Source organism: Foetidibacter luteolus, assembly GCF_009650435.1.
Taxonomy (GTDB): Bacteria; Bacteroidota; Bacteroidia; order Chitinophagales; family Chitinophagaceae; genus Foetidibacter; species Foetidibacter luteolus.
On the sequence record NZ_VVIP01000066.1, the window covers coordinates 13,531 to 36,040 of the forward strand.

Consider the following 22,510-nt stretch of genomic DNA (forward strand, 5'->3'; position numbering starts at 1 on the left):
TAAGAAACAATTTAGATTCAGTCGGCAACCTTTTGAATGTCATTTTTGTCATAGATAAGTTAAACAGCAATTGTAATTATGAGGCAGCTTAAAATTGCCACCCAGATCACTAATCGTGATTCGCAGGCGGTAGAAAAGTATCTACAGGAAATATCCAAAATTCCAATGATTACTCCTGAAGAGGAAACTACCCTTGCCCAGCGGATTAAGATGGGTGATCAAAGAGCTCTTGACAAATTGGTGCAGGCCAACCTTCGTTTCGTGGTATCTGTTGCTAAGCAGTACCAGCACCAGGGCCTTTCTCTTAGCGACCTTATTAACGAGGGTAACCTCGGCCTTATTAAAGCCGCTCAGCGGTTTGATGAAACCAAAGGTTTCAAATTCATTTCATACGCCGTATGGTGGATCCGCCAGTCCATTTTGCAGGCGTTGGCAGAGCAGGGCAGATTAGTCCGCCTGCCTCAAAACAAAATTGGCACTTACAACAAGGCTAACAAAGCTTACATGGCTTTTGAACAGGAACATGAAAGAGAACCATCTACTGAAGAGTTAGCTGAACTGCTCGAAATGAGCGAAACGGAAATCAACAATATTTTCCAGAGCAACACCCGCCATACATCCCTGGATGCACCAGTGCACGAAGCAGAGGATGTGGCCATGGGAGACCTGCTGGAAGGTAATGATGATACCGATGACGATGTGATGAAGGATTCTTTAAGGGAAGAAATCCGCCGTGTGTTAAAATCCCTTAGTCCCCGTGAAGCTGAAATTGTAAATGCCTATTTTGGGCTGGACGGAGAAAATGGTGTAACCATTGAGCAAATTGGGCAGAAGTACGACCTGACCAAAGAGCGCATCCGCCAGATTAAAGAAAGAGCTATTAAGCGTTTACAAAAGGCACGTTACAGCAACGCCCTGAAAGCTTACTTAGGGTAAGCCAACAGAAATATGAAAGTGATATGCCCTTTGCTGCAAAGCAAGGGGCATTTTTGTTGGGGTGCCTATTTGTTTTTGCAGGCACCAGAGTAAATTCTAAACAGGTTTGTAAACCGCAATCGTTATAAGGCTAATATTACTTAGTCCCCATCTTTTTGCCCCGCACCTTTTTAGAAAGGGTAAGCTTGATTTTTACCTTGCCGTCGTCCCCGCTTACAGCACGCAGCAGCACACTGGGGCCTACTTTGGCATTTACCCCCTGGTTTTTAGGTTTGTAGGTTTTATCCCTTTCTTCCAGGTTGCTAAAGGGCACCTGTAGTAACAGCTCCGTATCTTTTCCATCAAGGTCGTAAGCGCCTTCTACAAACATGGTAAGCGCCGTGGATTGTATTTCCATGCGGTTAATGTACACTTCGCTGCCGTTTATTTCAAGCTTGTCTTTAAGCTCTGCAAACCGTATGTTGGTAAGGTCTTTATTGCTGAGCACAAAATTTTTTATATTGGCCAGGGGTGCAAAGTTTACCAGTGCGCCGTTTTTTAATGAGAAATCAACTACGCCTTTCATGCCGGAAGGCACGAGCTTACCCTGGCTATTAATGCCGGTACGTATCTGTGTGGTGGTGCTGAAATTGCCCCTGAGGTTTTTACCCGTTAAATCTTTAAGCCCAAAATTATTGAAAGCATAAAAAAGCTTTTGCACATTCATGTTCTGCATGTGGGCGTTAAGAGAAGCTTCGTGGTAGTTGGCATTAATTTTACGTATGCTGCCCCTGGCATTTAAAGAGCCGTCGGCAAGGTTTACCGCAACGTTTTCAATTTCCCAGAAATGCGGCCGGAAGGAAATTGTGGAAACAAAGTTCCTGGCAGTAAGGTTGCTGTGCTTTATTTCGTTGGCTTTAATATTAATGCGTATGGTGCCGTTGGTAAGCATCTCATCTATGCTGCCTGCTGTTTTAGAAAACCTTGCTTTCGGCTTACGGCGGGCAAGTTTTTTTTCCTGTCCAAAAAGCGCATTGAAATCATTGAGATTTATCATAGGGGAGAAGAGCGTGCAGTTAATAAGTGCTGCTTCAGAAACATCGCCGGCCACAAACTTCCTGCGTACATTTTTACCTGTTACCAGCGCTTCAAAATGGTTGCTGCCGTAATCGCACGTAAACTTATCTACGCTTATGCTGTCCTGGAAAAAACCAATGGTGCCGTTACAGTTGGTAAAGGTAAAGTTGCGGGGCACATATTCAATAACGCCATCTTTTACATGAAATACACCTTCTACGTTTTCCAGCATGGATTTGTCTTTGGTAAGCGGCCCGTTGTAGCGCAGGCTTATATCTGTCGTGCCTTTTACAAAGCGTATATTATCCAGGGCCAGCTTATTGTCCAGCGCTTCAAAACTGCATTGAGAGTTTAATACAAACTGTATATGGCTGTTTTCAAGATTGGTAATCATAATATTTTTCCCGTTCAGGCGTATGCCTTCCCAGTCACCGTCAAGGTCGTAAATAACCACTCTTGAGTTGGCATCGTTACGGGCGGAATCCTTGTTTACCTCGTTCATAAAATTGCCGGAGAAACTGCTCTTGGTAAACGATATAACAGGCGTTTGCACGTTATTGTTTTTCGTATTCCAGGATACGTTTACAAAAGGCTCCCGGTTAGGCAGCAAAGAGCCTTCAATTACGCCATCCACGTTAAGCGGTTTGTCAAGCTGTACCAGTCCTATTTTCTGGCGTATAGCGGCCGTAACAATATGCAGGGCGTTGGCATAAAGCACATCTTTGGTATGCACTTCCACCTTAAAGCCCGGGTTGGCGGAAAAATCAAAATAACCGCTGATGTCATAAGGGTGTTTGTTTATTTTAAGGCTGGTTTTGTTAATGGTTAAATGTTTGGCGGAGGTGTTCATGCTTAAATCCCAGTCGGCCTCCAATACCTGGTTTTCAAGATAAGAGCCTTTGGAAAGTTTAAAACCCAGGCCGGTTTTCATCGTAATCTTTTCATTCATTTTAATAGCAATCACAGAATCTTTAGTATCCAGTTCTGCTTCAAGGTTGTTAACAAGCATTTCATGCTTTTTACCGGCAGGCTGGTCTTCAATAGTCAGCAGCAGGTTTTCTATCCGTATATCACTAATTTCCACGGTTCCTCCCTCTTTCTCATTTGTTGGCCGCGTATCCGGTTTTTTCTTCAGCTTAAAGAGGTAATTATTACTGTAGCCGCTGCTATCGGTAAAAAGGTGAAATACGCCATTCTTTACACGTATGTCGTTAACGGTTTTATGCTTACCCAGCACATTAAAAACACCAATGGTGGTAGAAATGCTTTCCGCCGATAAAAGTGGTTTGTTGTATAACGAGTCAGCCAGCGAAACCTGTAACAGCCGTACTTCTATCTTAGGAAAACGGCGCCATACACTTACATCTATGTCTTTTATTTCAGCCTTGCCCTGTAGGTTTTCCTTAAGGGCGTTATTGATAAGTGAGAGGATTTTGCTTTTCTGCCCGTTAATATAAATGCTTGCAGCGGTTAATATCAGCAGGTACAGGCCCAGTATGGACGCAGTGATAATGCCGGCCCTTTTTAAGACTTTACGGTTAACCAAGGGTAACTGTTTGAATGTTAATAAAACTTAGATGATGAAGGGTATATACTATCAAACTTAAACATTATTGCCCGGTTAATCAATTTAAAATTCGCTGGTTATCCGTTAGTTGTACAAGGTATGTAACCTGGCAGGAGCATCTCCTGCGGAAGAATTTTTATGGGCCCGGCTGAAAGACTTACTATGGGGCTTTACTTGCGTCGCACTCTTGTACGTTCTGTTCGCTACGCAGCTTTTCAGCCCGTGTAGAATAAGTATCTGCCGCGCAACAATTTAATCTGTTACCTAACGGGGGAATAACTATTGTACAGTAATGGCATTGCTATACCAGGTTTTGCCAGCTACCGATAAGCATCGTTGTTCCTCCGGTAGCAAAGTTGGGTATATCGCCAGTGGCAGCCATACCTTCCTCAGACCGAAAGGCTGCCTGTAAGGTTTCTTCGTCTTTAAAATACAGTTCAGCCATGCGGTACCAGGATGGTGTACTGCCATCGGGGCCGGGTAAAAATTTAGTAACATCAAACCTTTCAAGGTTAGGAATTTTCATAGCTATAATCGTGTGGATTTCGGTGAAGTACTTGTCGAATATGGTCGGCTCATCTGGCTGGCCGTAAAGCACCGTTACTTTAATCATAGTGTTAGATTTTAATTGATTCGGAGTGTTTAGCTGTTATGCCGCAATACAAATTAATCTAAAAAACAACGGCGGGCAAACGCTATTGTTCATTACATTTATGGATAAACAAACAAGCTGCCAATGAAATCAATTACCATCTTCTTGTTCTCTGTTGGCCTCTACACGCTTACCGCTTCCTGCGGCAACAATGCAAATACCGCTGGGGGGCCTGAACCAGCGCCGGACAGCACGCAACAACCCTCTGCAGCTACCCGTGTACAGGTGCTGGATGAAGAAGCTTTACAGTTCCTGGATTCATCCACAGCCGTAGAAGTGCTGGCTGGTGGCTTTAAATGGACGGAAGGGCCTTTATACATCAGCGATGGCAATTACCTGCTGTTTTCAGATATACCCAATAACCGCATTTGCAAATGGAAAGAGGGCGACAGCATTTCCACCTACCTGCAGCCTTCGGGCAATACCATGGGCGCTATAAAAGAGCGGGAGCCCGGTAGTAACGGCCTGCTGCTGGATGCTAAGGGCAACCTGGTACTGTGCCAGCATGGCGACAGGCGCATTGCCCGTATGACAGCGCCCATCAGCAGCCCGGCGCCACAATTTGTTACCCTTGCTGACAGTTATGAAGGCAAGCGGCTAAACAGCCCCAATGATGCAGTTTTTCACCCCAACGGCGATTTGTATTTTACTGACCCGCCTTACGGACTGGATAAGATACTGGAAGACACTGCCAAACAACTCAGCTTCCAGGGGGTGTACAGGCTTAAGCCGGGTGGAAAACCAGAACTGCTGGTGAAAGATTTGAAATTTCCGAACGGCATCGCCCTTTCGCCCGATGGGAAGTACCTGTACATAGGCAGTTCTGACGGCGATAACCCGGTATGGATGCGTTACGAATTAGGCCCGGATGGCCTGGTGAAAAACGGCCAGGTATTTTGCGATATCGCTGCTTACGATGGCAAAGGCGCCGGCGGTGCGGATGGGCTGAAAGTGAATAAAAAAGGCTACCTGTTTGCTTCCGGCCCCAAGGGGTTGTGGATCATCAATCCTTCAGGTAAAGTGATAGCCCGCATTTATACAGGACAGGCAACATCCAACTGCGGTTTTTCGCCGGATGAAAAACAATTGTTCATTACCTGCGATGACTATTTAATGCGTGTAAAGCTGAAATAAACCCGGATATAAAGGGCTGATGGCTGGGCCTGCTGCGTAGAGAACAGAACGTACAAGAGTGCGACGCAAGTAAAGCCCCATAGTAGTTCTTCCAGCCGGGCCCATAAAAATTTCTCCACATTGCCGAAGGCAAATGCTATGGCTTTTAACCTGTGAGAGAAAAACTTAATTTAGTTTCAACCAAAACATAACGAATGCTACTGAGGTTGCTACCCAATGCCGGCTTGCTGCTTTTATTGATAACAGGCATAATTGTATGTAGCTGTAACAGCAAACCGGACGCACTTTTTAAAAGACTTTCCGCTGATAAAACAGGTATTGAATTTAATAACGTAGTGGTTGAAAATGACTCTCTTAACCCCATTGATATGGAATTTTTATACAATGGCGGCGGGGTTGCTGTTGGCGATTTTAATAAGGATGGCCTTCCCGATTTATACTTTACAGCAAGCACGGTGGCTAACAAGCTCTATCAAAACGAAGGCGGCCTGCACTTTAAAGATATTACTGCCATTGCCGATGTAGAAGGGCAGGGAAGATGGGCAAACGCGGCCTCGGTTGTTGACATAAATAACGATGGCTGGCAGGATATCTACGTATCTGCAACGTTAAAGACCGACCCCTGGCAGCGCCGGAACCTGCTGTATATTAACCAGGGCCCGAACGCGGATAAAATACCGGTGTTTAAAGAAATGGCGGCTGAATACCGCCTGGCAGATACCGGCTTATCCGTACACGCCGCTTTTTTTGACTACGACAAAGATGGCGACCTGGATATGTACCTGCTTACCACCAAGCCGGCTAAGAGACAGTCCGCACAGTTTACCGGTAAAAAAGTGGTTGATTCATCTGACATTGACAAGCTCTTTCGCAACGATTGGGATGAGCAGTTGAAGCACCCCGTGTTTACAGATGTTTCCAGGCAGGCAGGCATTGTTGAAATAGGCTATGGCCTGGGTGTTTCCATTACCGATATAAACCGCGATGGCTGGCCCGATATTTATGTTACCAATGACTTTTTTACCAGCGATTGCCTGTACATTAACAACCATGATGGCACATTTACCAACAGGGTAAAGGAATATTTTAAACACACTTCTCAAAACGCCATGGGCAATGATGTTGGCGACCTTAACAACGACGGGCTGCAGGATATTATAGCCGTTGACATGAACCCGGAAGACAATTACCGCAAGAAAAAAAACATGAGCGGCAATAACTATTTCATTTACCAGAGCATGTTGTATGAAGGGTTAATGCTGCAATATGTACGCAATACGGTGCAACTGAATATGGGCCCCAGGGTTAACGGGCTGGATTCAACCGGGGCCCCGGTTTTTGGAGATATAAGCTTTGCAACCGGCATGGCGGAAACAGACTGGAGCTGGACGCCCTCCATAGCAGATTTTGATAACGATGGCAACAAGGACGTGATTATTACCAATGGCTATCCCCGGGACGTGACAGACCATGATTTCGCGGCTTTTCGTGCAAAGGTTTCCAACGTGGCCAGCAAAGAGCAGTTAATTGAACAGATACCTCAGATTAAAGTGCCCAATTATGCGTTCAGGAACAAAGGTAACCTGGGCTTTGAGAATGTTACCAACAGTTGGGGTCTTGATGAGCCATCCTTTTCTGATGGCGCCGTATATGTTGACCTTGATAATGACGGTGACCTTGATTACGTAATCAACAACATCAATGAACAGGCCTGGGTGTACGAGAACACGCTTAACCACAAAGACAAAATTGCAGGCAACTATTTAACCGTAAGCTTTAAGGGGGAGCAAAGCAACCTTAACGGCATCGGGGCCTGGGTAGAAGTGTACACCGGCGGTAATATGCAGCTATATGAAAACTATCCTTACCGTGGCTATTTGTCAACCGTTGACTGCAGGGCCTATTTTGGGTTAGATACGTTTAAAATTATCGACTCGGTTATCATACGCTGGCCTAACCAAACCAGGCAGGTATTACAGCACGTTGCCGCTAACCAGGTGCTTGAGGCTGATATTAAAAATGCCGTGCAAAAAGATGAATGGGGGTATCCCACAGTTGCAACTGAGGCCATATTCACCGATATTTCCACCAAAGCCGGCATACATTACCTGCACCAGGAAACAGACGCGATAGATTTTAACAGGGAACGTTTGTTGCCGCATAAACTATCACAGTATGGGCCCGGCATGGCAGCAGGCGATGTAGACGGTAACAGGCTGGATGATATTTTCATAGGCGGCTCCGGCGATTTTGCTGCCACGCTTTTACTGCAACAGCCCGGCGAAAAATTTATCAGCCGCCAATTGCCGCAACCGCCCGCCAAAGAGGGCCGCCGGCCGGAAAGCCTGGGCATACTGCTTTTTGATGCAGACAATGATGGCGACCTTGATGTGTATTGTGCCAATGGCAGCAACGAGTACCGGGCTGCAGAAACCGTGTACCAGGATCACCTCTTCCTGAATAATGGCAAAGGCGTTTTTGTGCTGGACAGCGCCGCATTGCCTGCAAACCTTACAAGTAAGAGCTGTGTAAAAGCTGCTGACTTTGATAATGATGGCGACCTGGACATATTTGTTGGTGGCCGTGTTTTACCCGGCAAATATCCGCAGGCAGTAAGCTCATTTATTTACCGGAACGATTCAAAAAACGGCGTAGTAAAATTCACTGATGTTACCGCTGACGTGGCAAAGGGCCTTACTAATATCGGCATGGTTTGCGATGCATTGTTTACCGATTTTGATAATGATGGCCACCTTGATTTAATTGTTGCCGGAGAATGGATGCCCATTACTTTCTTAAGAAACACCAAAGGCAAATTTGAAAATGTTACCGAACAGTCAGGCATTGGCAACGAGCAGGGCTGGTGGAACAGCATTACCGGCGGAGATTTTGACAACGACGGCGACATAGACTACATAGCCGGCAACCTCGGCGTTAATTCTTTTTACCGTGCCAGCCACCAGTATCCAGTTCGGGTGTATGGGAAAGACTTTGATAAAAATGGCAGCTTTGATGCCATACCTGTTGTTTACCTGAAAGACCAGGCCGGGCAGTTTAAACAATTTACCGCGCAAAACCGCGATGACATCATTGAACAGTTACCATCATTAAGAAAAAAATTTCTTACCTACAAGTCTTTTGGAGAAGCTGATTTTCAGCAGGTTTTTTCTGCCGATACTCTTAAAGACGCATTGGTGCTGGAGGCCAATAACTTCAATAGCTGCTATATTGAGAACAAAGGTAATGGCACATTCGGCCTGAAGGCCCTGCCGCTTATGGCGCAGCTTTCACCGGTAAATGGCATGGTGGTAGAAGACTTTAATGATGATGGCAACCTTGATGTGGCCCTGGTGGCTAACGATTATGGTACCGAAGTTACCAATGGCCGTTACGATGCCCTGAATGGCCTGGTATTACTGGGGGATGGGGCTGGCAATTTTACGCCGCAAACAATTTTGGCCAGCGGTTTTTTTGTGCCTGGTGATGCGAAGGCCCTGATAAAACTAAGGGGGGCTGACAGCAGTTATTTACTTGCCGCATCGCAAAACAGGGATGCCCTTAAAGTGTTTAGAAAAAAACAAGCCGGCCGTCAAATACCATTTTCTCAACAGGACAGTTATATGTTGCTTACCCTGCCCGGTAGCAAAGTAAGAAAGCAGGAGCATTATTACGGCAGTTCATTCCTTTCGCAATCGGCAGGCTTTGTAACTGTAAGTAAAAATATTCAGCAGGTAGAAATAGTAGGTGGTAATGGTGCTAAGAGGGTGTTGAAATAAATAAGGCATTTTACTTTTTTGTCCCAGGCACAAAAAAAGTACTTCACATCGTACATCCCACATCATACATCTAACATTGTCATGGGTGCCCCCAAGCTGCGCAAGGGGTCGGGCAGAACTGCGTTCGCAACCTTCGTCAAAGCAACATTCAGTTGCTTTTCCTCGTTTGTGCTCATACTCCGCCACAAGGCAGGGCTGGGAGGGCTTCAGCGGGGTAACCGCTGCAATCCCTCACCCGAAAGACAGTTGCCGGTTGCCAGATGCAGGTTACCGGTATGCTGATGCGAAAAAGGCTGATGATTTTTTTAGCCGATGAAGTGAGTAGAAATGTAATAAAGAATAGCGCAAGAGCTTATTACGTTCCGCCGGAACACAGGTTGCATGATGCGCTTATTCTACCTAATTCTACATTGAACAATCAATGTTAAACAGTCCTACATATTAAAAGATTGTTACTTCTGCCCATCTTCTTTACCTAAACTTAACCTGTCCGCAGGCATGCGTGTAACGTTAAAACAGAACTTTACCGCTCCAAAAAATAACCTATGAGCATATCAAAAAACTGGCGTGCCTGGTATTCCACACATTTCTCAGGCAACGCGTTGATTGTACAGGGAGAAATAAAACGCAATGGTTCATACCGCATCATCCCTGCTATTCAGCAATACAATACCGGTATTTACGACGACCGTTTTTTACACCTGCAATTACTCAATGCCGGCGCTCATGAATTTATGGAAGTACGTGAAGTGTTCTTTCCTGACTCTGCAAAAATTACTACCGTATATATCTATAACGAAGAAGGTGCAATAGAACTGGCTGTTCCTTTAACCAAAGACCCCGACCTTGAAATGGAAGATATTTTATCAGGAGAATTTTATGATGATTAATCCTTCCACAAAAAAGGGAATAGTATAATGCTTAATATAATCACCATTATATCAAAAGCAACCAGCAAAAGCAACATTTGCCAAAGGCCTGCCTGCACCACATCCGCAAATGCTATTTTAGATACTTTGGAAAGCAGCAAAAGCTCCGGGATAACAACGGGAAAGCCCATAATAGCCATCAGTGCTGCCTGTTGCTGGGCTTTGGCCGCTATAGCGGCCAAAAAGGTAAAAACAAAACTAAGCCCCATGCCGCCCAGCAGGCTTATGCCCAGGTAGGGCAAAAACTTCTCCACTGCATCACCTAAAAACAGGGTGAATACCACCAGGCTCAAAGCTGTCATCAACAGCATAAGTACGGCATTAAACAGCAGCTTGCTTAATACAAAATCCCTGGCACCGGCAATAGAGTAAAAATACAGCATGCGACCGCGGCTTTCTGCAAGAAAGCTTTTGGCAACAGCATTTATGCATACAAACAACTGCACTACCCAGAACAGTGCATTCCAGGTTTCATATTCCGGCTGGCCAAGCGTAAGATATACCACAAAAGTAGTAGATGCTATATACAACAGTATGCCGTAGAAAGTATACTGTTGCCTTACTTCCAGCAGCAGGTCTTTCTTAAACAGTGTTGCGATATGTTTAAATGATGTCGATGCCATGCGGCAGCAAAAGTAATGGCATTTGGCTTTGGAGTAACCATGTGTTTTAGCAATAAGAAATGACTAACGGTGAGTGTGTTTTTGAAGTTTCTGCCGCCGCAGGCGGCAGAAACAAGTCTATTTGGTGGGAAAAGCCGCATAGCGAACAGAACGTACAAGAGTGCGACGCAACAGACGCTTCATAGCAGTTCCTGCTGCCGGGCCCATAGTAATTGAAGATGAAGCTTAACAGCTAAACTTAAATTTTGCACCCTAAGTTGAAGAAAGTGGTCTGGGCGCCTGCTCGTGCCGGAAATAATTTTTAGACATTACGCTGGTTATGGTAAGCAGTATGCCGTTTATCTTATCCAGAAATTTTTCCAGGCGGCTGTATTGGTTGTCGTCCGGGTTTTTGTATGCCAGTTTATCTTTATCTGCCAGCTTAAGCATGGTGTACGCCTCCAGTATAAGTCGTTCATGCTCGGCCAGTGTATGGCCCTGCACGGTTTTGGGCAGGCTGGAAAGGTAGGCTTTTACACGCTCCAGTTGGTACAGCAGGGAGCGTGGGTTGTTGGGGTCCAGCAACATCAGGTCAAGCACCAGCGGCAGTTGCAAATGCGCCCTGTATTTGTAACGGTAGTTTACCAGGCATTCGTTGCTCTTCAATACGGCATCCAGCAGGTTATAGCCGGTAGTCTGTTCATCATAATCTTCTACCATTATGTGCTGCAGTTGGCTTATCAGCAAAAGGCTCTGTTCAATTTTGCGGCCGGTATCCAGCATTATCCAGCCTTGTTCGCGGCTGATGCTTTCACGGTTAAGCCCTATAAATGCCACCATAGATGTTACCAGGTTGTCTAAAGCATGCAGCATTTTGTGGTGCCCGGAGTGCCCACTGTGCGGCGCCGCTGCGGAAGCGTTTTGCCATTCTTCTTCCATAGAGCGCAGCACACGCCAGGTATCTGTTGACCAATGGTCCCGCACGGTATGCACCGTTCTGTAAAACATATAAAAGTTGTACGCCAGGCTGCCTGTTTTCTGCGTATCAAAAAGCATTTCTTTAAGTAGTGGCCAGGGGTTGTTAAAATGCTCGTTGCGTGGTACGGCAAAGCCGGGATAGGTATAAGTACATTTGGTAAGCGCTTTCAGCAAAAGGTATTCTGTTTCAATATCGCTGTCATCTTCCATCAGGCGGTTGCCTTCCAGCACAAACTGCATTACGGTGCGCTGCAGCCTTGCATTACCCAATACGCGTTCTGCATAGCGGCCTACCCAAAACAGGTTTTCGGCGGTATGGCTGGGCAATACACCGCTGCTGGCAGAGTATCTTAATGCGGGCACATGGCTTAGCTCTTTGTGTATCTGGCCCATGCTGCCGGGATCCTGGGAAATAATCCAGGTATCCTTACTTATGCCGCCTGTTTGGTTAGATATAATAAACTTGCCAGGTGCGGCCGATGTACGGGTAAGGCCGCCCGTCATGGTGGTATAGCTGCCATTGCTGCTTACAGCAAAACTTCTGAACAGGGCAGTACGGGGCTCTATTTTGCCATTTACAAAAGACGGTACAGGCGCTATGTCAACTTTTTCCTGGCCCACATATAACTGGGGGTGCGCTTTAATGCGCTTCTTTAATAAAGCCAGCTCTTCACCAGACAGTTCTGACGCATCAACAGACGTGCTGCCCTGCTGGTTTTTATACACCTGCTTAATAACCAGGGAGTGAATGTTGGCCAGCACATAATCCATTTCTTTTTTCTGGCCGCACCACCAGGATGCTATGGTGGGCAGTTTCAGCTCTTCCCCCAGTAAATGCTTGGCTATGCCACTTAAAAAAGGCAGCAGTCCGGGGTTTTCCAGCACGCTGCAGCCAAGCGGATTGGCAATGCTAACGTTGCCTTTGCGTACAGCCTGCAACAGGCCGGGTATGCCCAACTGAGAGTCTTCTTTCAGTTCCAGCGGGTCGCAGTAAATATCATCCAGCCGGCGCAGTATAATATCTACCTTTTCCAGCCCACCCAGCGTTTTAAGCCAAACATAATTGTCTTTTACCATCAGGTCGTTGCCCTGCACCAGCGCAAAACCAAGAAATGAGGATAGGTAGGAATGTTCAAAATAAGTTTCGTTGCCTGGCCCGGGTGTAAGCACCACTATGCGGGGGGTATTTTGCTGCAGGGGGGCTATGGCGTTCAATGCATCCCGCAGGCTGTTAAAATAAGTAGATAGCCTTCTTACCCTAAGGCCGTTAAACAATTCGGGCATAATGCGTGCCATGGTAAGCCTGTTCTCCAGGGCATAACCGCTGCCGGATGGGGCTTGTGTCCTGTCGTTCAGTATCCATATTTTACCATCCGTGCTGCGGGCCATATCGGCAGAGTACATGGTAAGGCTATGCTTGCCCGGCAGTTTAATACCGGTGCATTCCCTTAAAAACCCGGGGTGGTTGTATATTACATCCATTGGCACAATGCCCTGTTTTACAAGGCTGCTGCTGCCGTAAATGTCTTTTAATATCAAATCAAAAAGTGTAGCTCTTTGTATCAGCCCTGCTTCTATGGTTTTCCATTCTTCCCGGCTAATTAGGTAGGGCACCAGGTCAAGGTTCCAGGGCCGGTTAAAGCCATCCGGGTCTCCGTAAATATTGTAGGTAACGCCATTTTCTTTCAAAAACCTTAGTACGTCCTGGTTGCGGCCATTCAGTTCTTCCGGCCCCAGTTTTTCAAAAGATTGAAAAAAAGCCTGCCAGTGGGGCCGCAGGTTACCGCTGCTATCCATCAGCTCGTTGTAAGAAAAGTTGCTGTTAAAGTAATCCACCGGTAAAGATTCTGCTACAGTTGTTGAGGTCATTCAGCTAGTTTATACGAATAGTTTTATGAGCCCGGCAGATAGCAGGAATTAAGCTTCCGTTGCGTCGCACTCTTGTACTGTATCGCTTTGCCCGGCTTTTCCCACCGTGTTGCCCTGCTTCATCACAAGGTATTCCAGTTTCAGTGGTGCAGCTTTGCGGGAATTCATATCACTATTCACCAAGGTGCGGCATTTTTATCAGCAGCTTCCTGTTGCCTGCTTTAATGACCATAAAATTACAGGCTGTAAGGTAGCCATTTTAATAAGATGAAAGGCTTTGTTTTATAGAGCGGGGAGAGTACATTTCAATTTGGTGGGCCTGCTGCCTGGAGATATATAGTAGAAGAGTGCGACGCAACAGGCGATGCCATGAAACTCCTGTCGCCGGGTTACAAATAATATTGAGTAAAGTATGCGAAGCATACCATAAAAAAAGCCACTGCATGAATGCTAGCGGCCCTTGGAGTTTGGTTCATCTATAGGATTAATTCAGCTTGTTTAGTTGATTAATCAATTATATTATTAAAATGTGTAATTGTAAATACAATAACGGTATTTGGCAAACACAGAAGTAAAAAACTTAATGTGTAAGATGCAGGCTATCGGATAAACGGTTAATGTGGAAATTGGACAGGAATAAAACTATGAAAGGCGATATAACTAATAAAAACAAAAGTAAGGCATTTATCATAGATTCAAAGTATTGTGATAAGTTTTTTTAAAATTATAGCATAGGTTGTATGTACGTCTAACGTGCACTACCATATGAACCACAAGCCATGCAGTGCAGTACAAGCTTTGTGATGGCTATGGCTAAGGTCACGCATCGTTGATATTTTGGTAAAGCCTGCGTGTTTGCCTGATTGAGAAATAATATTGGTTGTCTTTGCAACTAATATGCGTTAGTGTTATTTTTGGTTTATAAAAAGCCAAGCCATGCATTTTAGTTTAAGCGAAGAGCATCTTATGATTCAAAAAGCCGCCCGGGATTTTGCCCAGAACGATTGCCTGCCGGGTGTTATAGAACGCGACGAAAAAATGATATTTCCCAAAGAGCAGGTGCTTAAACTGGCAGAGCTGGGCTTCATGGGCATGATGGTAGATCCAAAATATGGCGGCAGCGGTATGGATACCATCAGCTATGTGCTGGCTATGGAAGAAATTAGTAAGATTGATGCCAGCGTTAGTGTTTGCGTTAGCGTAAATAACAGCCTGGTATGCTGGGGCCTTGAAACCTTTGGCAATGAAGCACAGAAAGAAAAATACCTGGTACCTATAGCACAGGGCCGTAAAGATGGAGAGTTGTACATAGGCGCTTTTTTATTAAGCGAGCCCGAAGCCGGTTCTGATGCCACCAGCCAGCGCACCACTGCCGAAGATAAAGGTGATTATTACCTGTTGAATGGTACCAAGAACTGGATAACCAATGGCTCCAGCGCCAGCGTTTACCTGGTAATGGCGCAAACAGATGTGGCCAAAGGCTCACATGGCATTAACGCTTTTATTGTTGAAAAAAACTGGCCCGGCGTAACAGTTTCTGCCAAAGAAAACAAAATGGGCATACGCGGCAGCGATACGCACACCATTTTGTTTAACGATGTTAAAGTGCCCAAAGAAAACCGGATAGGAGAGGATGGTTTTGGCTTTAAGTTCGCTATGAAAACGTTGGCTGGTGGGCGCATTGGTATTGCATCCCAGGCCCTGGGCATTGCAAGTGGCTCTTACGAACTGGCGCTTAAGTATGCCAAAGAGCGTAAGGCTTTTGGCAAAGAAATTATGAAACACCAGGCCATACAGTTCAAACTGGCGGATATGGCTACCCGCATAGAAGCAGCCCGTATGCTTTGCCTTAAAGCGGCATGGGAAAAAGACCATCATCTTGACTACACTTTAAGCTCATCTATGGCTAAGGTATTTGCTTCAGAAACTGCCATGTGGGCATCCACCGAGGCTGTGCAGATTCACGGCGGTTACGGTTATGTAAAAGAATACCATGTAGAACGCCTGATGCGTGACGCCAAAATAACCCAGATATATGAGGGCACAAGTGAAGTGCAGCGCATTGTTATCGGAAGAAGTATATTGAAGTAAGCCCAGGTACGAAATACAAAGTACGAAGTACGATGCACCAAACCGGTACAATTCGTACTTCGTACTTCTAACTCTTAATTAATAATGCCATCTCTTAAACGCTTCCACCGCCGCGTACTTGGTAAGGCCAAGCGCCGCATATAAGTTGGCTGTGTTGGCATTTCTTTCTTCGGCACGTTGCCAGAATTCCCGGGCATCACTACCCTGGAAGGGCACCATATCTTTCTGGCTCTGGTGAATGAAAATGCCAAAGCGTTTTTTCATTACCTGGTCCGGGCTCATAGGTATTGTCATCTCAATATCGGCAATATCCCACTCCTGCCAGGCGCCCTTGTAAAGCCATACCCAACAATCTTTCACCCACTCATCACCAGCCTCTTTAATGCGTTTCAGGCTTTCAAACACTATGTCAAGACAAACCTTGTGCGTACCATGCGGGTCTGCAAGGTCACCGGCGCAATACACCTGGTGGGGTTTTATCTTACGTAACAGTTCCATTGTCAGTATCACATCTTCTTCGCCCATTGGCTTCTTTTCAATTGTACCGGTTTCATAAAACGGCAGGTTTTGAAAATGCCATCTACCTTCCGGCAGGCCTACATATTTACAGGTAGCTTTTGCTTCACATCTTCTTATCAGTCCTTTAATACTGCGTATTTCAGCGGTATCTCTTTCGTTTTTCTTTTTGCCGGCCAAAAACTTTTGTGCATCAGATAGTATCTGAGAGCTTTTCTGTGTATCCATGCCAAACATATCTTCAAACCCTACCGCAAAATCAAGAAAACGGGTAACAAACTCATCTGTAACCGCAATGTTACCGCTGGTCTGGTAAGCTACATGCACTTCATGCCCCTGGTCGTGCAGGCGCATAAAAGTTCCGCCCATGCTAATGATGTCGTCATCGGGGTGCGGAGAGAATATAATGCAACGTTTAGGGTAAGGCTCACTTCTTTCAGGGTGCGCAGGAATAAATGCGCCGGGTTTGCCGCCGGGCCATCCCGTAATGCTGTCACGTAGTTTATAAAACACCTGCAGGTTTATTTCGTAGGCATCTCCCTTTTCAACCAGCAGGTCGCCCAGGCCATTTTCATTATAGTCAATGGTGGTAAGGCTAAGTACGGGTTTATTCAGTTTAAGCGCCATGTTAATTACAGCGCGGTTAATCATTTCAGGTGTCCATTCAATATCGCCGGTAAGCCAGGGGCTTTTAAACCTGGTAAGTTCCGATGCGGTGTTTTCATCTACCACAAAAGTGCAGTTGTTATGCTGCTGCAGTATGCTGGCTGGCACCTGCTCAGTAACCTGTCCCTCAACGGATTTAGCTACAATCTGCGCTTTAAAGCCCCATGCCATCAGCAAAACACGCTTGGCTTTCATAATGGTACTAATGCCCATGGTAACAGCCAGCCTTGGTACTTTTGCCAGGTTTTGAAATTCTCTTGCGTTGGCAATACGTGTACTGTTGTCAAGGTTTACCACACGGGTTCTGGAAAATATGCTGGAGCCAGGCTCATTAAAACCAATATGGCCATTGTTGCCGATACCCAGTACCTGCAGGTCAATGCCGCCGGCATCTTCAATCATCTGTTCATATTCCTGGCAATGCTGTTTTATAGTTTCTTTGGGCAGTTCTCCATTGGGCAGGTGAATGTTTGCCGGCACAATATCTACATGGTCAAACAGGTGGCGGTGCATAAAGCTCCAATAGCTCTGGTATGCCTCTCTTTCAATAGGGTAGTACTCATCAAGGTTAAAAGTGATTACATTTTTAAAACTAAGGCCCTCTTCTTTGTGAAGCCTCACCAGTTCAGAATACATGCTGATGGGGGTGGAGCCGGTGGCCAGGCCCAGCACGCAGTTTTTGCCTTCCTGTTGTTTCTGTTTTATCAAGGTAGCAATTTCTGCTGCAACGAATCTGGAACCATCTTTAGGGGATGAAAAGATCTCTACCGGTATTTTTTCGAAGGAGTCAACCATTTTCATGAGCGATAAAATTTTGAGGGGCAAAAATATCGTTTACAATTGAATATCTATTGGGCAATCGTTTGTCCTTGCAACAAATTTGCAGGTGTTGTATTAACTTATGTTTGTAATTGTTTAATAAGCTTGGCGGGTATAGTAGGCAGGGCGCCCCCGCCAAAATACAGGGCGGGCCGGGCTTTCCGCTCATACTCCGCCGCAACACCCGGCGCACAAAACCTTCAGCGGGGTATCCGCTTCAATCCCTGGCGCGGTGGTGTAACCTGTTGCCTGTTATGCAGGTAAGCTGTTTGGGTAAAATTGGCTCGGCGCTTTTTTACTACGCATATTTCTTCTTAAATAAATGCTGCAAAACAAGGCCGGCTTAACCGATACCTATAAATTTGCGAACGAAGGTTAGTATAACATTCTCTAATTGCGCTTTACCATACCATGTTGTGCAATGCAATTAACATGGTACTTTGAATAACAAACAAATTCTTCCTATGGCTGCGAGAACAGATTTATTTCAGTCGCCTGACTATTACCTGGTTGATGAACTGTTAACCGAAGAACACAAAATGGTGCGTGACACAGTTCGCAATTACGTTAAGAAGGAAATATCTCCGATTATCGAAGACTATGCGCAGCGGGCTGAGTTTCCGCAGCAGATAGTAAAACAGATGGGAGAGCTGGGCTGCTTTGGGCCAACTATACCGCACGAATATGGTGGTGGCGGATTGGATTATATCAGCTATGGTTTAATGATGCAGGAACTGGAAAGAGGGGATAGTGGCGTTCGTTCAACAGCCAGTGTGCAGGGCTCGCTGGTAATGTTTCCCATTTATGCATACGGCAGCGAAGAGCAGAAAATGAAATACCTGCCAAAGCTGGCCAGCGGCGAATGGCTGGGTTGCTTTGGCTTAACAGAGCCCAACCACGGCAGCGACCCCAGCAGCATGCTTACTACCATAAAAGATGCCGGCGACCATGTTATATTGAACGGCGCTAAAATGTGGATCAGCAATGCCCCTTTTGCCCAGGTGGCAGTTGTGTGGGCAAAAGATGACAATGGCGATATACGCGGGCTGGTGGTTGAGCGGGGTATGGAAGGTTTTACAACCCCCACAACACACGGAAAATGGAGTTTGCGTGCCAGTGCCACAGGCGAGTTGGTTTTTCATGATGTGAAAGTGCCTAAGGATAATATCTTTCCAAATATTAATGGTTTAAAAGGGCCTTTAAGCTGCTTAACCAAGGCCCGCTATGGCATAGCATGGGGTACGCTTGGCGCGGCAATGGATTGTTACGATACTGCCTTGCGCTACAGCCAGGAACGCATACAGTTTGGTAAACCTATCGGGGCTTTTCAATTACAGCAAAAGAAACTGGCAGAAATGATTACCGAAATAACCAAGGCGCAGCTACTGGTATGGCGGCTGGGTGTACTGATGACAGAAGGCAGGGCTACACCGCAGCAGGTAAGTATGGCCAAACGTAACAGTTGCGAAATAGCCGCTAATATTGCCCGGGATGCAAGGCAAATGCTGGGTGGCATGGGTATAACCGGCGAATACAGCATTATGCGCCACATGATGAACATTGAAAGTGTAATAACTTATGAGGGCACACACGATGTACACCTGCTGATTACCGGTATGGATGTTACCGGGTTTAACGCTTTTAAATAACATCAAAAGTTGCACTATGAACATACAGGGCCTCGAACTGGATAAGAAGATACTGTGGGACGCTGACTTAAATGACATAGATGTTTACAAACACAAAACATGGATTGTCAGCCGCGTACTTACAAGGGGCGGCCTTGAAGATATAAGGGCCATCCTTAATTTTTACACAGACGATGAATTGAAAGAGGCGGTATTAAAATCTAAAACACTGAATGAAAAAGCAATGTATTTTGCCGCACAGTATTTGAATCTTGATGTAAAGGATTTTAAATGTTACGAACAGATACGGTCGAACCCATTCTTGTCAGCACATTAAGACAACTGATGAATGAATCTTACCTTCAGGATTTTTATCTTGTAGGTGGTACCGGGCTTGCACTACAGTTAGGGCACCGGCATTCTATAGACATTGATTTATTCACACATGTAAATTTTGACCCCCAGGTAATATCGGGTTTATTGGGAGAGACTTTTGGAGAAGCCTATGCTCAGAGAAATTTCAACAGCCTGATGTTATTTGGTTACCTGAATTCTGTTAAAGTAGACTTTGTTAATACTAAAGTCCCCCTTCTTTTTCCACTACTGAATATTGATGGTATTAGAATTGCAGATGTTAGGGATATCGCCATTTTAAAATTTCAGGCGATATTGAAGAGAGGCAGCAAAAAAGATTTTATTGATTTGTATGAGTTGCTTCAAAAATTTGAGATAGGAGAATTACTTAAGCTCTTTCAACAAAAATATCCAAATGCATCTGATGTGCAGCTACTTATGTCCATGACATATTTTGAAGATGCGGAAGAAGATATCATGCCAGTTGTTTATACTGAAAAGAGATGGGAGAAAATTAAAGATACAATTAAAAAACATGTAAATAAGTTCATACACAGCAAATGAAAATATTTCTTCTCGGTATGATGGGTTCCGGTAAAAGTTACTGGGCAAAAAAACTGGCAAAGAAACTTAAATGCGGGGCATACGACCTGGATTACCTCGTAGAAATGAACGAAGAAAAAACCATCAGCGAATTGTTCGCTGAAGATGGAGAAGCTTATTTCCGTAAAACGGAGGCTAAAATTTTGCGCTGGTTTGCTGAAAAAAAAGCATTCGTGCTGGCAACGGGCGGTGGCACCCCCTGCTTTAATGATAATGTTGAATGGATGAACCAGCACGGCATTACCATCTGGTTAAATGAACCCGTTGAAACACTGGTGGAAAGATTGAAGCCGGAAAAATCTCACCGCCCGTTAATCAGCCAGTTATCTGATGACGAACTGCATAACTTTCTAAATAAAAAATTGCTGGAACGTACTCCTTATTATGCAAGGGCCACTTACCAGTTACAGGGCAATAAAATTTCCGACAAGTCCTTCACAGAAATTATCAACAAGCATGCATAAATCTTTCATTCTTACCGCGGCGGTATTAGGCGCCTTTTCTGTTGTACTGGGCGCATTTGGTTCTCATGGGTTAAAAGACAAACTAAACCCAGATGCGCTTAATATTTTTGAAACTGCTGTTAAATACCAGTTTTATCATGTTTTCGCCTTACTGGCTGCAGGCATACTTTTTCAGTCTTTTGGTAATGGTTGGTTGCTTTGGAGCGGCAGATTATTTATAACAGGTATTGTGCTGTTCTGCGGTTCATTGTATGCACTCACTTACTTTAAAGCTACCGGTAGCAGCAGCATGAACTGGCTGGGCGCCATTACGCCATTGGGCGGTCTTGGTTTCATCGCCGGGTGGGTTACCATGGTAATAGCCCTATTGAAGAAGTGATTTCTATACCAACAAGTAACCTGTTATTATTTACAGGCATATTCCGCTTCTGACAAATTATAGATGTCCAAAAAATCTAAACCTATTTTACTCTCATCCATAAAAAATTTAACAGGTAACCCTTTGGAATTAAACGCTGTTGCCGGGTAAGGGTTGTTAACGCTGTAATCCCTGTCAATAAACATCCATACTTTGTTGGTCCGGTGTATATTGGGGTTATTGTCATACACTACATCCCAATCATTCGGGTAAATAAGATTGCCTTTTGCATCATAGGCATAAGTATTTACAGAGCCACCCCAGGGATCGCTTTGCGTGGCTTTTGAAATACGGCCAAACGCGTCATATTCATATTGCGTAACGTATAAAAAAGTATAATCTGTCGGCCGGGGACCGGTAAAATCGGCGGTTATAAAAATGTAAGCTGTATCCAGCACTACCTGGTTTTTCTTGTTGTAAGTGTAGTAATGCCAGTATTCGTAACCGGATGTTCCGCTGTAGGCGCCAATGTATTCTGTAAGCCTGTGCTGCTTATCATATTTAAAACGTCGTTCCGGGTTGCCGGTACCTATGTTCTTTACCCGGATTTTTACAGGGTTGCCCCAGGCGTTATATTCAAACCACGCAGTATCCGGCAGCAGGCCCAGTTTATCAGGCGCAGCGGTTGTAAGCCGCAGTATACGGCAATCTTTTAAATCGCCATCAGGGTGCTGATGAATGTAATCCAGTACTTTTTTGCAGGAAGAAACCATCAATAACAATAACAGCAAAATACCCGGTGTAATGGTGTAATTAATTTTCATAACGTGAGTTTTAAAGTGGCATAAAATTATCTTCCGCTTCTGGCGGCAGACTGTTCAGGTGCTCGTTCACATTTGAAAATTAACAGGGGGAGGAGGATGTTCAGGAATACCACAAAAGTATGCAGCGTTTATGGCATTGTCAATACCCTGCGGTAGTGTCAATATTCAGGCATGCCCATACCGGCGTTCGTATAAATTGACCTATAACCAGTTAATAAAAAAGTGCGGGAAAAGTTTTTTATTGTTTCCTGAAATATTGTTCTGCCGCTATCGCTATCAGCCAGCAAAGCAATGTACCAACGGCATAGCAAATAATATCAGACCATAAAAAGCCTAATCCGAACAACAATTTGCCTATCCTGGTGCTGCGTACGGCCATGGCTACAGAACCATGATATAGCTGGGATACTTCTATTAATACGCCAAGCGCAAAATTCCAGCAGGCCAGTTTCCATAGGTTTGTTTTAGCAAATATTGCTCTTAGAAAGAAAAGAAAACCGCCAGCCCAAAATACATCGCCACCATATTCAACAACAACCGGGTGAAACCAACTTTTATGGTTACGTGTAGCAAGGGCAAGCCATAAAAAGAAGACAAACAGCAGAAAATAAAAAACACGTTTTTTAAGCATAGGGCAAAAGGTTAAGCCGCAAATATAAGGTGTTGTTGGTGATTACTGCCCCATGTT

Annotated in this window: 17 protein-coding genes; 10 read left to right on the forward strand and 7 right to left on the reverse strand. The window is 45.0% G+C overall.

What is annotated here, in order from left to right; genetic code table 11:
- Window positions 1-78 precede the first annotated feature (78 nt).
- A complete protein-coding gene (locus F0364_RS21890; RefSeq protein WP_153799956.1) occupies window positions 79-936 on the forward strand; it encodes a sigma-70 family RNA polymerase sigma factor in 858 nt (285 codons plus the stop codon).
- Between the two features lie 136 nt (window positions 937-1,072).
- Here F0364_RS21890 and F0364_RS21895 read toward each other — a convergent pair whose 3' ends face one another.
- Both F0364_RS21895 and F0364_RS21900 read right to left on the reverse strand, forming a co-directional pair.
- Complete coding sequence (locus F0364_RS21895) at window positions 1,073-3,538, reverse strand: AsmA-like C-terminal region-containing protein (protein WP_153799957.1); 2,466 nt, start codon at window positions 3,536-3,538, stop codon at window positions 1,073-1,075.
- 322 nt (window positions 3,539-3,860) lie between these two features.
- Window positions 3,861-4,172, reverse strand: coding sequence for an EthD family reductase (locus F0364_RS21900; RefSeq protein ID WP_153799958.1), 312 nt, complete (start codon window positions 4,170-4,172; stop codon window positions 3,861-3,863).
- Window positions 4,173-4,295: 123 nt separating this feature from the next.
- Here F0364_RS21900 and F0364_RS21905 point away from each other — a divergent pair, with 123 nt between their 5' ends.
- The 3 genes from F0364_RS21905 (at window position 4,296) to F0364_RS21915 (ending at window position 10,011) form a co-directional block, all read left to right on the forward strand.
- Window positions 4,296-5,345: an SMP-30/gluconolactonase/LRE family protein gene (locus tag F0364_RS21905; protein WP_153799959.1), complete on the forward strand. Its 1,050-nt coding sequence runs from the start codon at window positions 4,296-4,298 to the stop codon at window positions 5,343-5,345.
- Window positions 5,346-5,539: 194 nt separating this feature from the next.
- A complete protein-coding gene (locus F0364_RS21910; RefSeq protein ID WP_153799960.1) occupies window positions 5,540-9,121 on the forward strand; it encodes a VCBS repeat-containing protein in 3,582 nt (1,193 codons plus the stop codon).
- 545 nt (window positions 9,122-9,666) lie between these two features.
- Window positions 9,667-10,011 carry a hypothetical protein gene (locus tag F0364_RS21915; protein ID WP_153799961.1) on the forward strand — a complete coding sequence of 115 codons (345 nt, stop codon included), beginning with the start codon at window positions 9,667-9,669 and terminating at the stop codon, window positions 10,009-10,011.
- Here the strand turns inward: F0364_RS21915 and F0364_RS21920 are convergent.
- Together F0364_RS21920 and F0364_RS21925 are read right to left on the reverse strand one after the other, a co-directional pair.
- A complete protein-coding gene (locus F0364_RS21920) occupies window positions 10,008-10,673 on the reverse strand; it encodes a heme exporter protein CcmB (RefSeq protein ID WP_153799962.1) in 666 nt (221 codons plus the stop codon). The two genes, F0364_RS21915 and F0364_RS21920, sit on opposite strands and share 4 nt — an antisense overlap.
- A gap of 252 nt (window positions 10,674-10,925) precedes the next feature.
- Entirely contained in the window at window positions 10,926-13,499 is a 2,574-nt protein-coding gene (locus F0364_RS21925) for a circularly permuted type 2 ATP-grasp protein (protein ID WP_153799963.1), read from the reverse strand.
- 936 nt (window positions 13,500-14,435) lie between these two features.
- Here F0364_RS21925 and F0364_RS21930 point away from each other — a divergent pair.
- Window positions 14,436-15,590, forward strand: a complete 1,155-nt coding sequence (locus F0364_RS21930) for an acyl-CoA dehydrogenase (protein ID WP_153799964.1) — start codon at window positions 14,436-14,438, stop codon at window positions 15,588-15,590.
- A 78-nt stretch (window positions 15,591-15,668) separates the two neighbouring features.
- Here F0364_RS21930 and nagB read toward each other — a convergent pair whose 3' ends face one another.
- Window positions 15,669-17,573 (reverse strand): glucosamine-6-phosphate deaminase, encoded by a 1,905-nt coding sequence (gene nagB, locus F0364_RS21935; protein WP_153799965.1) that lies wholly within the window; start codon window positions 17,571-17,573, stop codon window positions 15,669-15,671.
- Window positions 17,574-18,055: 482 nt separating this feature from the next.
- Between nagB and F0364_RS21940 the strand changes: the two genes are divergently transcribed.
- From F0364_RS21940 to F0364_RS21960, 5 genes are read left to right on the forward strand one after another with little or no spacing between them, the layout of a single operon-like run.
- A complete protein-coding gene (locus F0364_RS21940; RefSeq protein ID WP_153799966.1) occupies window positions 18,056-19,240 on the forward strand; it encodes an acyl-CoA dehydrogenase family protein in 1,185 nt (394 codons plus the stop codon).
- Between the two features lie 16 nt (window positions 19,241-19,256).
- A complete protein-coding gene (locus F0364_RS21945) occupies window positions 19,257-19,556 on the forward strand; it encodes a DUF6922 domain-containing protein (RefSeq protein WP_153799967.1) in 300 nt (99 codons plus the stop codon).
- A gap of 8 nt (window positions 19,557-19,564) precedes the next feature.
- Window positions 19,565-20,137: a nucleotidyl transferase AbiEii/AbiGii toxin family protein gene (locus F0364_RS21950; RefSeq protein ID WP_207632825.1), complete on the forward strand. Its 573-nt coding sequence runs from the start codon at window positions 19,565-19,567 to the stop codon at window positions 20,135-20,137.
- Window positions 20,134-20,640, forward strand: a complete 507-nt coding sequence (locus F0364_RS21955) for a shikimate kinase (RefSeq protein WP_153799969.1) — start codon at window positions 20,134-20,136, stop codon at window positions 20,638-20,640. Before F0364_RS21950 ends, F0364_RS21955 begins: the two co-directional genes overlap by 4 nt.
- Window positions 20,633-21,019: a DUF423 domain-containing protein gene (locus F0364_RS21960; protein WP_153799970.1), complete on the forward strand. Its 387-nt coding sequence runs from the start codon at window positions 20,633-20,635 to the stop codon at window positions 21,017-21,019. The genes F0364_RS21955 and F0364_RS21960 overlap by 8 nt, the downstream gene beginning before the upstream one ends.
- A 26-nt stretch (window positions 21,020-21,045) precedes the next feature.
- Here F0364_RS21960 and F0364_RS21965 read toward each other — a convergent pair whose 3' ends face one another.
- Window positions 21,046-21,822, reverse strand: coding sequence for a hypothetical protein (locus F0364_RS21965; RefSeq protein ID WP_153799971.1), 777 nt, complete (start codon window positions 21,820-21,822; stop codon window positions 21,046-21,048).
- Window positions 21,823-22,060: 238 nt separating this feature from the next.
- Window positions 22,061-22,453 (reverse strand): ribosomal maturation YjgA family protein, encoded by a 393-nt coding sequence (locus F0364_RS21970; protein WP_207632826.1) that lies wholly within the window; start codon window positions 22,451-22,453, stop codon window positions 22,061-22,063.
- Window positions 22,454-22,510: the final 57 nt, after the last annotated feature.